The 13,340-nt window shown below is 59.3% G+C and carries 7 protein-coding genes; 5 read left to right on the forward strand and 2 right to left on the reverse strand.

Features of this window, described 5'->3' with window-relative positions:
* Positions 1-141: 141 nt before the first annotated feature.
* Positions 142-3,390, reverse strand: a complete 3,249-nt coding sequence (locus V8J88_RS06840; RefSeq protein ID WP_338848612.1) for a S41 family peptidase — start codon at positions 3,388-3,390, stop codon at positions 142-144.
* Between the two features lie 70 nt (positions 3,391-3,460).
* Positions 3,461-3,787 (reverse strand): hypothetical protein, encoded by a 327-nt coding sequence (locus V8J88_RS06845; protein WP_338848613.1) that lies wholly within the window; start codon positions 3,785-3,787, stop codon positions 3,461-3,463.
* Positions 3,788-3,995: 208 nt separating this feature from the next.
* Here V8J88_RS06845 and V8J88_RS06850 point away from each other — a divergent pair, with 208 nt between their 5' ends.
* The 5 genes from V8J88_RS06850 to V8J88_RS06870 all read left to right on the forward strand — a co-directional run bounded on the left by V8J88_RS06850 (position 3,996) and on the right by V8J88_RS06870 (position 13,178).
* Positions 3,996-5,930 (forward strand): glycosyl hydrolase family 18 protein, encoded by a 1,935-nt coding sequence (locus V8J88_RS06850; protein WP_338848614.1) that lies wholly within the window; start codon positions 3,996-3,998, stop codon positions 5,928-5,930.
* 91 nt (positions 5,931-6,021) lie between these two features.
* A complete protein-coding gene (locus tag V8J88_RS06855; protein WP_338848615.1) occupies positions 6,022-7,053 on the forward strand; it encodes a cupin-like domain-containing protein in 1,032 nt (343 codons plus the stop codon).
* 36 nt (positions 7,054-7,089) lie between these two features.
* Positions 7,090-8,628, forward strand: coding sequence for a glycosyl hydrolase family 18 protein (locus tag V8J88_RS06860; RefSeq protein ID WP_338848616.1), 1,539 nt, complete (start codon positions 7,090-7,092; stop codon positions 8,626-8,628).
* 95 nt (positions 8,629-8,723) lie between these two features.
* Complete coding sequence (locus V8J88_RS06865; protein ID WP_338848617.1) at positions 8,724-10,466, forward strand: glycoside hydrolase family 19 protein; 1,743 nt, start codon at positions 8,724-8,726, stop codon at positions 10,464-10,466.
* 54 nt (positions 10,467-10,520) lie between these two features.
* Positions 10,521-13,178 carry a glycosyl hydrolase family 18 protein gene (locus V8J88_RS06870; RefSeq protein ID WP_338848619.1) on the forward strand — a complete coding sequence of 886 codons (2,658 nt, stop codon included), beginning with the start codon at positions 10,521-10,523 and terminating at the stop codon, positions 13,176-13,178.
* Positions 13,179-13,340: the final 162 nt, after the last annotated feature.

The following is a 13,340-nucleotide window of genomic DNA, read 5'->3' on the forward strand; positions in this document are numbered from 1 at the left end:
CAAAGCGCAGGCCGGGTTGAGCGCAATGCCGACCCGGCGTCCGACACCGGCAGTTTATCAAAGGAGCCGGAGCCGGCCCATACGCCCGCCACATTTTCACCCCCGCAGCAACAGGCGTGAATTCACATCGCCACGGCACGCTTATTGCAAAGGCGGCAGCGCTTTGGCGCGTAATTGCGGCGCCGGCGCGGCCTGGATTTTCTCCTGCAACAGTTTGATGGCCTGCTCCAATTGCGCATCCTGTCCCTTGAAGCTGGCGTGCGGCAGGTTCTCCACATCAATATCCGGGGTTACGCCCACGCCTTCAATGGTGAATTCACCGTGGGGCAAAAGATGCTGCGCATTTTCCGAGGCGCGCATGCGGCCACGGTCGGCCAGATTATTATTGTCGCTCAGCCATACCCCGGCCCCGCTGGTGCGCCGGCCCAGCAGCGTGCCCAGGCCCATTTGCTTGATCGCGGCGGCGAAGGTTTCGCCATCGGAATACGTTTGCTCATCGGCTAACACCACCAGCTTGCCAAGGAAGGCGCCTTGCATATTGGTTTCCGGCAAACCATGGCGCGGCTGCCAGAAAGCCCAGGCGCGGCGCAACAGTTTTTCAGTAATCCAGCTGTCTATGCTGCCGCCGCCATTGCGCCGCACATCAATAATCAAGCCGGCGCGACCGATATGCGCGTAATACTCGCGCACAAACTGTCCCAGATCGGGGCCGGTCATATCGCGCAAATGCAGATAGCCGATGCGCCCGCCGGAGGCTTGCAGCACTTTTTGCGCATTGCGCCATTCCCAATCGGCGTAACGCAAATGCGCCTGGCGCTTATCATCCACCGCCTGCGCAATCGCTTGCCGGCTCTGCAGACGGCCTTCGCTGTCCGGGCGCAGATAGTCCAGCAAGACGCTTTGATTGGCCTGGTTTTCCAGCGCCAGACTCAAATCGCTCAGGCTGCGCAGCTTGCGCCCATTCAGCGCCTGCACGATATCGCCTGCTTTCAGTCCGGTTTCGGGACGCGCCAGCGGCGCCGCCTGATCCGGTAATTCGGCCTCGTGCTGATAGATATGGCTGATGCGCAAGCCGTTTGCCACCGGCTCAAACTGCGCGCCCAGAAAACCTGGTTTGGGCGCGTCTTCTGCGCGCCGCACATCGCCGCTGCGGATCTGCGAATGCAGCGTGCCCAGTTCGGCATTCAATTGCGCCAGCAAATCATTCAACTCGACCCGGCTGGCGAGGCGTTCGGTGAGCGGCGCATAACGCGCATACATGGCTTGCCAATCGACCCCGCGCATCTTGCGGTCAAAGAAATAATCGCGCTGCATGCGCCAGGCGTCATCAAACATTTGCCGCCATTCCGCCGCCGGCTCAATCGCCAGCGGCCAATCCGCCAGCGCCATGCTGTGCTTGCTCAGATCCGCGCCCGGTTTGCTGGCCGCATCCAGAATCAAGAGTTCCGGCGCGCCGTCGCGATTGCGCTGCAGCATGAGTTTTTTGGCGTCTTGCGACAATTCAAAATTGGCCACATTGCTTTGCCAGACTTCAAAGCCCTGTCCCTGCTGATCAATCGGCGCCACTTTCAGCTGCGCCTGGCCATCTGCCGTTTGTTCCAGCACATACAAACGCTTGCCGTCATTGGCCAGGCGGGTGTAATTGCCAGACGGCAGCGGAACCTCGTGAATGCGCTGCGCAGCCCCGGCCAAATCCAGGGCGGCAGGGGCTTTTTTGGCCTCATCAGGCTTGCTCTCCAACTCATTTTTGGGTTGGAAGGGGAAGCGCAAGCCGGGCCGCAGCGCATACGCGTACAACTTGCTGCGCTTATCAAAACTCACTCCCATACGGCGGTCGCCCCAGGGACTGGTTTGATTGCTGTGGAAGTGCCGCTCCGAGAGCAGATACAGCCAGTCGCCATCCGGGCTGAAACTGGGCGCATGTGAGACATATTTATCGCTGGTCAGCTGATGCAATTTTTTGCTGGCCAGCTCCAGCAGCCAAACTTGATTAACGTCGCGCATCTCGCCGGTAAACCCTATGGCCAGGGTTTTGCTGTCAGGGGAAAAACGCAGATCTTGCAGATAGCTGCTCTTGATCTGCATCAGCTTGCTGTTATTGCCGCTGGCGATATCAAGCAGCCAGAGTGTGCCGTCCAGATTGCTGTGCGCCAGCGTTTTGCCGTCCGGGCTTAAGGCCAGGTGGGTGCGCTGGCCCTGGCCATCGCGGGTCAGCATGCGCACGCCTTCAGCGCCATTCGCCGGCAGGCTGCAGATTTCCTGTTCGCGCCCGGCTTGATCGCATACGCCGTAGATCAATTTACCGTCATGGCTGAACATCGGGTGGCGCAAACGCATGCCGGCGGGCAAATTCAATTGCAGGCGCCGTTGCGGCGGCAGACCGCCCACCAGCCCCTGACCGCGCACATTGAACACCACCCGCTCACCTTGCGGGGCGATCGCGGCGTGGCTGAGAAAATCAAAGGGACGTTTCACCCAGCGCCGCTGTTGCTGCTCCTGCGCGCTGTTTAAACTGAGCGCAATCTTGCGCGTGTCGCCGTTGGCGATTTCATGCAGCCACAGATCCGCCCCTTGTTGCCAGACGATGCGGCCCTGATTCAAACGCGGCTGGCGCACTTGGAAATCGCGCGCCGCGCTGATTTTCTGCAAGCCGCCGCCGTTTTCCTGCATGCGCCACAGATTGTCGTGTCCATCACGGTCGGAAATGAAATAAATCTGTCCCTGCCACCACATCGGGCTGCGCTCATTGGCGCGCCCATCGCTGATTTTTTGCGCTTCCGGCATCGAACCGTCCAAGGCAAAGCGCCAGATTTGCTGTTGCGCGCCGCCGCGATACAGGCGCGCATTGTCGTTGCGCAGGCCAAAGCGGGTGAAAAAAATCTGTTTGCCATCGGCGGATAAGCTGGCTTCCGTCACATCCAGCAAGGGCAGGGTGCGCAGTGCGCCGCTGGCGATGTCCACAGCCTTGAGCACGCTCTGTCCCGTTGGCCCGTTTGCATATTGGGTGCTGTACAAGACTTCGCCGCGCGCGCTCCAACCCAATACCTGGCAGGGCTGGTTTTCAAAACTCAAACGGCGCGCCGCGCCCCCTGCCAGCGGCATCAACCATACTTCCGGCACGCCGGCGGCGGCAGCCTGGTAAGCGATCCACTTGCCATCGGGCGAAATTGCGGCCTGGCTTTCATCATCCGGCGCGGTGCTCAAGCGCTGCGCCTGGCCGCCGGCCAGCGGCGCGCGCCATAAATCGCCTTCGGCGGAAAACACCAGATATTCACTGGAAACGGCGGGATGGCGCACATACGCCGCTGGCGCAGCATGCGCGCTGGCGAATTGCAGCAGACAGGTGAGTAAGGGAATGGATGCAAGCGCGGCGGCGGAGGGCAAATACACGGCAAGGCTCCTGAAAGAAAAGATAGGCGCTGCGTCTGACTGTGCCAGTCTGGATCAGTTCCACCGCATGTCAGCCGCCGCCGGGACGGGGCCAGTGGCCAGCATACCGCCTGTCATATTCCGGCTGGGCGGCGGGACGCGCATGCCAGCCCCTGCAAGAGTGCGCGCAGGGCGCTTTGCGGAGGCTGCTGAAATTTTTTTGGTCTTGTTGAAATAAGACCACTTTCAAATTCAGGGGTAAGTGGTATGGTCCGGTAAAAACCCTGCGCCTGAAAAGCAATCTCTGGTTTGACACCGATCTTATTTGCAAAATTGATACTTTAATGCCCTGATCTTTGCATTCCAAGGCATTTTCATAGTGCAATTTTTGCAGGAAAAGTGACACGATGCCCGTCATTTGACATTGCATTTATGTAATCCTTAATTGTTTCACATTGCAACAAAATCAAGTGGTATTGGTTTTGGTCAGATAGAATAAAACCACTTGACTACCAATTTACGGGCGCTCATGCTGTTCTTGCAACAAACGCCCACAACAGCAGCCACAAGGCACGAAGCGGGGCACAGACCGCACAGGCATGCGGCAAACATTCCAAGGAGACAAAGTGAAAACCAAGCAAATCAATGGCCTTGCGCTGGCCATCATCAGCGCTACCTTAGCCGCATGCGGCGGCGGCAGTGAAGTGCAAAATGGCGCCAGCCCCAAGCTGTTGGCGAGCAAAGCCGCCGCCAGCTGCGAAGCCTGGAGCGCCAGCAATGTGTACACCGCCGGCATGTGTGTCACCTATAACGGCAAGACCTGGAAAGCCAAGTGGTGGACGCAAAACAATGTGCCGGGCGCTGACCAGTGGGGGCCGTGGGAGCTGCAAAGCGCCACGCCGACGCCTACGCCAACCCCAACGCCAACCCCAACGCCGACTCCAACGCCAACCCCAACGCCGACTCCGACCCCGACTCCAACTCCAACTCCAACGCCGACTCCTGGCTGTCAGCCGTATAAGGCCGGCACAAGCTACAAGGCGGGCGATGTGGTCAGCAATGCCGGCGGCGTGTATCAATGCACGGTAGCGGGCTGGTGTTCTTCCGGCAATTCGGCCTATGAGCCGGGAGTGGGCTGGGCATGGCAGCAAGCCTGGAGCGCAACGACCTCGAATTCCTGCACCACGCCGACGCCGACGCCGACCCCGACGCCTACGCCTACGCCTACGCCAACCCCGACGCCTACGCCGACCCCAACCCCAACCCCGACGCCGATTGGCCGCCAGGTCGGTTCTTACTTCGCGCAGTGGGGCGTGTATGGCCGCAATTATGAAGTGGCCGACATCCACACCACCAAGACCGTGGTGAATGGCGTGCCCACCAGCATTGCCGATCAGCTGACTTTCATCAATTACGCCTTCGCCAATGTGTACGCCAAGAATGGCGGTTATGAATGCGATATGGTGACGCGCGCCGAAGTCGGCAATGACAATCCGACCTCACCGGCGGCCGGCACCGGCGGCGATGCCTGGGCCGATTATCAGCGCAGTCCGGGACGCACAGTGGATGGTAAAACGATTCCCTGGGACGCGAAATTAAATGGCAATTTCCAGCAATTCAAATTACTCAAAGCGGCGCATCCGCATTTGAAGATCTTTATCTCGCTGGGCGGCTGGACCTGGTCGAAGAATTTCTCGGCGGCAGCCAAAACCGACGCGCTGCGCAAGCAAATGGTGTCGTCTTGCATCAAGATGTTCATTGCCGGCGATTTGCCGGTGCAGGATGGACGCGGCGGCCCTGGTTCGGCCAAAGGCGTGTTTGACGGTATCGACATCGACTGGGAATACCCGGGCGGCGGCGGTCAACCGTACAACACGGTGGACCCGGCGGATAAGCAAAACTTCACTTTGCTGATGCAGGAATTCCGCGCCCAGCTGGACGCCCAGGGCGCCAAAGATGGCAAACGTTATCTGCTCACCGCAGCCATCGGCGCCGGGGTGGATAAAATCGCCAACACCGAGCCGGCCAAGTATGCGCAATACATGGATTGGGTGAATGTGATGACCTATGACTTCCATGGCGCCTGGGAAAAAACCACCAATTTCCATTCAGCGCTGTATGCTGATCCGGCGGACCCTTCCACCGGCAACGTCAAGAAGTACAACTCGCATGACGGCATTTCCGCCCTGATTGCCGCCGGCATGCCGCGCAACAAGATGCTGCTGGGGATCGGTTTGTATGGTCGTGGCTGGACCGGCGTGCCGGCTGCCAATGGCGGCTTGTATCAAACTGCCACCGGCGGGGCCAAGGGGACATATGAAACCGGGATCGAAGACTACAAAGTCTTGAAAAACAAGGCAGGCGCCCGCTCGATTCATCCTGTCACCAAGCAATTGATGTTGTACACCAGCAATGGCGAGTTCTGGACGTATGACGATCCGGCTGTGATCAAGACCAAGATGCAATATGTCAAAGATCAAGGTCTGGCCGGCGCCTTCTCCTGGGAGTTGGACGGCGACACCAGCGGCGACTTGCTGACCACCATCTGGCAACATCGCTGACACAGCGCGCCCCCGCAGCAGCGGGGGCTGATCCCACGCCGCCGGCAGCACAGGCCGGCGGCAAATCACAACACTCACCGGAATAAAGAGAATGGCGCATTTGGCTAGCGTGCAGGCCGCGCCTGCACCCCGTATTGATGATTCCTGGCGCAGCTGGATTGCGGAAAATCTGATGTTAGGCGGCGCGCCGCAAGATTTGGCGCGGGTCTTGGCCAGCCAGGGTTTTCATGTGTTCGAGATTGAACGCGAATTGCAACTGGCCTTGTCCAGTCCCTATTTGCGCGGCGTGCGCCGCTTGCAAAACCGCATCGCCAAGCGCGATTGGCTGTTGGGCATTCAGCAAAAACTCAATCGCTTGCGCCCGCCTGTGATTGAGCGGCGCGCCAAACTCAGCCGGGAAGCGTTTTTGCATGACTACTACGCGCAAAACCGCCCGGTGATTATCACCGGCATGATGGAAGATTGGCCGGCGCTGCAAAAATGGAATCTGGATTGGCTCGCCGCCCAGTTTGGCGCGCGCGAAGTGGAAGTGCAATTTGGCCGCAATGCTGACGCCAATTACGAACTCAACAGCATTGCGCATAAAAAGAAAATGCGCTTTGGCGAGTATTGCAATTTGGTGCGCACGGCGGGCGCGACCAATGATTTTTACATGACCGCCAATAATGACAGCGCGAACCGGCAAGCCTTGATTGAGCTGTGGCAGGACATTGTGCAGCTGCCGGAATATTTACGCGCAGACGACGCGCAGCGCGGCTTTTTCTGGTTTGGCCCGGCTGGCACCATCACTCCGTTCCACCATGACTTGACGAATAATTTCATGGCCCAGGTGATGGGCAGAAAGCGCGTCAAAATCATGGCCGCCTGCGACACCCCGCTGTTGCGCAACTTCCGTCACTGTTTTACCGAAATTGACGGGCGCAATCCGGACCCGGCGCGCTGGACTGAGCTGCGCGATGTGCAAATCCATGAATGTGTGCTGGAACCCGGTGAAATTCTGTTTTTGCCGGTCGGCTGCTGGCACTTTGTCGAGGGGCTGGATATTTCCATCACCATCGCTTTCACCAATTTCCTGTGGGATAACGATTTTTTCAGCAATTACCCGCAAGACCACGACTTTTAAGCCGCGCCAGACGGTTTTTTCAAACAAGGGGAGACTATGAAACAGCAGATTTCACTGATCACGCTGGCCGTTTTGGCGCTGGCGGGTTGCGGCGGTGAAGCGCCGCAAAGCGCGCCGCAGTTATTGGCCGCGCGCGCAGCGCTGGCCTGCGAGGCCTGGAACGCCAGCGCAATCTACACCGCCGGCATGTGCGCCACCTATGGCGGCAAGACCTGGAAGGCGAAATGGTGGACGCAAAACAATGTGCCGGGGGCGGATCAATGGGGGCCATGGGAATTGCAGAGCGCCACGCCGACGCCCACACCCACGCCGACGCCTACGCCCACACCTACGCCCACACCGACACCGACGCCAACGCCAACGCCTGGGACATGTCAGCCATATCGAGCCGGCGCGGCCTATCAAACCGGGGCCATCGTCAGCAATGCCGGCGGGGTGTATCAATGCACGGTCGCCGGCTGGTGTTCAAGCGGCGCAGCGGCTTATGAGCCGGGGGTAGGCTGGGCCTGGCAACACGCCTGGAGCGCGGCGCCGGCCAACAGCTGCACCACGCCGACACCGACGCCCACACCCACACCCACGCCGACGCCGACGCCGACGCCCACACCAACGCCGGGCTTGAAAAAGCATATGCTGGTCGGCTATTGGCATAACTTCAGCAATCCCAGCGGGCCGACTTATCCGATCAAGCAAGTGGCGGACGAATGGGATGTGATTGTGGTTTCGTTTGGCGACAATGCCGGCAATGGCAATGTGGCTTTCAAACTCGATCCGGCCGCCGGCAGCGAAGCGCAGTTCATCCAAGACATCAAAGATAAAAAAGCGCTTGGCAAGAAAGTGATTCTGTCCCTTGGCGGGCAGGATGGTTCGATCACGCTGAACACTGACAGCGATGTGGCGAATTTCGTCAACAGCCTGCATGGCTTGATGGTGAAGTATGGCTTTGACGGGATTGATATCGATCTGGAAAGCGGTTCCGGCGTGACGCATGGCGCACCGATTATCAATAATCTGATCAAGGCGGTAAAACAGCTCAAAGCCAAGGTCGGGCCGTCGTTCTATCTCTCGATGGCGCCGGAACATCCTTATGTGCAGGGCGGCTATACCTCGTATGGCAGTATCTGGGGCGCATATCTGCCCATCATCGACGGCTTGCGCGATGATCTTTCGGTAATCCATGTGCAGTACTACAACAATGGCGGCTTTGATACACCGTATGCCGCCGGAACTGTGCAGGAAGGGACAGTCGATGGGCTGGTGGCCGGCAGCAAGATGTTAATCGAAGGCTTCCCGCTGGCGCGCGGCAGCGCTGGCCAATTCAAGGGTTTGCGTGCGGATCAGGTGGCGTTTGGCGTGCCCTCCGGGCGGCAATCTGCGAATCGCGGCTTTGTCACGCCGCAAGTGGTGGCGGATGCGCTCAATTGTATGAGCCGTTTGCAACATTGCGGCAGCGTTAAACCGAACCAGGCCTATCCGGATTTCCGTGGCGTCATGACCTGGTCTATCAACTGGGACAGATACGACGGCTTTAATTTCTCCAAGCCGGCCGCCGCCGCTTTGAAGACGATGCCTTAAACCGGCCCCGCCCGCAGTACGCACCCGGCGCCAAGGCCGGGTGCGGCAAGACCCTGCGCTGGACACAGATCCGGCCTGAATCAACAGGAGACCAAATGAAATCTATCCAATATCCCGCCCGTTTGGGCGTGAGCATGCTCTTGCTCGGCCTGTTAGCCGCATGCGGCGGACAACAGGAAAGCAGCACCAATACGCCGCGCTTATTGGCCAGTCGCGCCGCTTGCGCAGACTGGAGCGCCGCCAGCGTGTACACCGCCGGCCAATGCGTGACATACAACGGTAAAACCTGGAAGGCCAAATGGTGGACGCAAAACAATGCGCCCGGCGCTGACCAGTGGGGGCCGTGGGAATTGCAAAGCGCTACGCCGACGCCAACCCCGACGCCGACACCGACGCCGACGCCAACGCCCACACCCACGCCTACGCCAACGCCGACGCCAACACCGACGCCAACACCGACGCCAACACCCACGCCGACGCCAAGCTGTCAGGCGTATAAAGCCGGCAACGCCTATACCCAAGGCCAGGTGATCAGCCACGCCGGCGGCTATTACGCCTGTCTGGTGGCGGGCTGGTGCTCGTCCGGCAACAGCGCTTACGAACCGGGGCGCGGCTGGGCTTGGAGCCAAGCCTGGAAGCAGGTGAATTCCTGCAACGGCGGCGATACGCCGACGCCAACGCCGACGCCGACGCCAACGCCTACCCCCACCCCGACGCCGACGCCGACGCCGACACCCACCCCAGGCGTGCCGAGCAAGGCGCAGGCAGAGGCGAAAGAAGTGCAGCTCACCGATACGCCATTTTTCAAAACCGTGAAAGCTTCCGTGCGCACGCTGGCTTCGGCGGAAGTGGAGAAAGTCACGCCGGGGAATGCGGCCAACCCGCTCAATGTGAAACGGGTTGAGCGTCTCTTGCCGGCAGCCAAATGGGATTACTACTTTGCGGTGCGCGACGCCAGTTACAGCTATACCCGTTTCCTGCAGGCCGTGGCCAAATTCCCGGCGCTGTGCGACGACTACAGCGATGGCCGCAACGCGGATGCGATTTGCCGCCATTCCCTGGCGACGATGTTCGCCCACTTCGCCCAGGAAACCGGCGAACACAACGCTAACAGCAGCATCCCGCAATGGCGCCAGGGTTTGTACTATTTGCGCGAAATGGGTTGCAGCGAGACTGGCGGCACATGCGGCTACAACACGGAATGCAATGATCCGGTGTTTAACAAGGTCTGGACTTGCGGCAAAAATGCCGACGGCACGTTCAAGAAATATTTTGGACGCGGGGCCAAGCAGCTGAGCTACAACTACAACTACGGCCCGTTTTCGCAGGCGATGAATCAAGGCGATCAATTCGCGCTCTTGAATAACCCGGATCTGGTTGCCTCCACCTGGCTTAATCTGGCTTCGGCCACCTTCTTCTTTGTTTATCCGCAACCGCCCAAGCCCTCGATGCTGCATGTGGTCGATGGCACATGGGTTCCGAATGCGGCGGACAAGGCCGCCGGGGCCGGCAATAACTTCGCCACCACCATCATGATTATCAATGCGGAATGCGGCACGGGGACAGAAAAGCCGGCGGCGCAAAACCGCATTGATTATTACAAGCAATTCTCAGCCGACCTGGGCTGGGATTACAGCAAGGAACAATTATCTTGCGCCAGCATGCAGCGCTTTGGCCCCAACAGCTCAGCCGCATACAACATCTATTGGGAGAAAAACTGGAATGCCGGCGGCGAATACCAATGCCAGCTGGTCAGCTACCAGACGCCGTACAGCGCCTTGATTCCGGGCAATTACGTCAAGTGCGTGCAAGACAATTGGAATGTCGTATTGAAATAAGCAGCGTCCCCCCTGCCGCAGCAGGGGGAAATATAACGATAGAGGAGATGATCCGTGAAATTCACACACAGCATCAGTTTGAGCATTCTGGCCGCCGCCGCCTTGGCGGCTTGCGGCGGCGGTGCGGAAGCCCCGGCCCCGGCCACCAAATTGCTGGCCAGCAAAGGCGTTGCGGCTTCTTGCGAAGCCTGGAGCGCAAGCGCGGTGTACACCGCCGGCCAATGCGTGACATACAACGGCAAGACCTGGAAGGCGAAATGGTGGACGCAAAACAATGTGCCCGGCGCTGACCAGTGGGGGCCATGGGAGTTGGTGACGGCTACGCCGACCCCGACGCCAACGCCGACGCCGACCCCGACGCCGACCCCGACGCCGACCCCGACGCCGACCCCGACGCCGACGCCGACGCCAACGCCGACCCCAACCCCAGGTTGTCAGCCCTATAAAGCCGGCAACGCCTATAAAGCCGGCGATATCGTCAGCAATGCCGGCGCGGTGTATCAGTGCACGGTAGCGGGCTGGTGCTCGTCCGGCAATTCGGCGTATGAGCCGGGCGTGGGCTGGGCTTGGCAGCAAGCCTGGACTGTGAGCAGCGCGACTTCCTGCACCACGCCGACGCCAACGCCGACGCCAACGCCGACGCCAACGCCAACGCCGACGCCAACGCCAACGCCAACGCCGACGCCGACGCCGACCCCAACACCGACGCCAACCCCGACCCCGGTGGCTTGTAAGCCCGATGGTTTGATCACCGCCGTGCCGAATGTGCCGTATTGCCAGGTGTATGACAGCAATGGGCGCGAGATGCTGGCGAATGGCTTGCAACGCCGCATCGTGGGGTATTTCACTTCCTGGCGCAATGGCGCTGATGGCAGCCCGACGTATCTGGTGAAAGATTTGCCCTGGGACAAAATCACCCATATCAACTATGCCTTCGGTACGGTGGACAAAACCAGCTTCAAGCTCAGCATAGGGGAGGGCGCGAATAATCCTGACACGGCGATGAGCTGGCCGGGCGTGCCGGGCGCGGAAATGGATCCCAGCCTGCCATACAAGGGACATTTCAATTTGCTGGCGCAATATAAAAAGAAATATCCCAAGGTCAAGCTCATGCTGTCAGTGGGCGGCTGGGCTGGCAGCACCGGCTTTTACACCGCCACCACGAATGCGGATGGCAGCATCAATAATGCCGGCATCAATACCCTGGCCGATTCCATGGTCGCGTTCTTGCGCAAATATCCCTTCTTTGACGGGATTGATGTGGATTACGAACATCCGACCACCAATAATGAAGCCGGCAATCCGCTTGATTTCTCTGTCTCCAAGCCGCGCCTGGCCGGTTTGATGAAGAGCTATAACGTCCTGCTCAAAGTGCTGCGCGATAAATTCGACGCCGCCGCCGTGGCCGACAAGAAATACTATATGTTGACCATCGCCGGCTCCGCTTCCGGCTGGGTTTTGCGCGGTGAAGAAAATATGTCCGGCCTGCAATTCCTGGATTACGCCAGCATGATGTCGTATGACTTGCATGGCGGCTGGAATGAATTTGTCGGCCCCAACGCCGCCTTGTTTGACGATGGCAAAGACGCTGAACTGCTGGCCGGCAACGCCTATTCGTATAACAACATCGGCTATCTGAATGGCGATTGGGCTTACCGCTATTACCGTGGCGCGCTGCAGTCTGGCCGCATCGTGCTGGGGGTGCCGTATTACACCCGTGGCTGGCGCAATGTGACAGGTGGTGTGAATGGGCTGTGGGGCAAGTCCGGCGTGGTGCAGGATCCGGTCTTGTGCGCCGGCGTGCCCAAGTGCGGCACTGGCGCGATTGGCATCGACAATGTCTGGTATGACCTGGATAGTCAGGGCCGGCCATTGGCGGGCGGCGGCAATCCGATGTGGCACGCGATGAACCTGGAAAAAGGCATCGTGCCGTCTTATCTGGACGCCTATAAAGTGACAGATAAGACGCTGACCGGGACATATGTGCCGCATTACAGCGCGACTCTGGTGGCGCCGTGGCTGTGGAATGAGTCGAAAAAAGTCTTTATCTCGACCGAAACCCCGCAATCGCTGAAAACCAAGGCGGAATGGGTCGCCGCCAATGGTTTGGGCGGGGTGATGATCTGGGAAATGGCGGGTGACTATGCTTGGCACGCCAACCGCAATGGCGGCAAGGGCGAGTACTTCATGGGCACAACCCTGACCGACACCCTGTACAACACCTTGAAAGCCGCCGGCCCGTATGGCAATAAGCGGGCGGAGAGCGCCATGCCGGCCTCTACGGTGAATGTGGCGATCACCTTGGGCGGCTGGAAGATGGGGGACTCGAATTACCCGATCAATCCGGTGATGACAGTCAAAAACAATACCGCAAGCACGATTCCGGGCGGCACGGTGATTGAATTTGATTACCCGGTATCGGCGCCGCAGGATATGTCAGACCAGTCCGGCTTTGGTTTGAAAGTCACCAAGGCAGGCTATACCGGCCCGAATAATATCGGCGGCTTTAAAGCCAATTTCAATCACGCCCAATTCACTATTCCGGCCTGGCAATCGCTGGCGCCGGGGGCTTCGGTCAGCTTGACTTTGAACTACAAGCTGCCAATCTCAGGCCCGTCGAATTATGTGATCACAATTGGCGGCAAGAAGTATGCCTTGAGTCAGGAATATCCTGATTTGCCGCAGGGCATCAGCAGTTTGAAGGCGAAGTAAGCAGCGTTTTGGGGTGCGTCCGGCCACAAGCCGGCGCGCACCGCCGGCGTTGAAGATGTGTTTTTCCATTTATCCGCATTGGCCGTCGGCGCTTGGGGGCGCCGGCGGATTTTTTTTGGCCGCAAATTCCGGGCCGGCTTGTGACGCGGGCCGGCGTCGCCT

Origin of the sequence: Massilia sp. W12, from assembly GCF_037300705.1 — a bacterium.
Classification (GTDB): domain Bacteria; phylum Pseudomonadota; class Gammaproteobacteria; order Burkholderiales; family Burkholderiaceae_D; genus JACPVY01.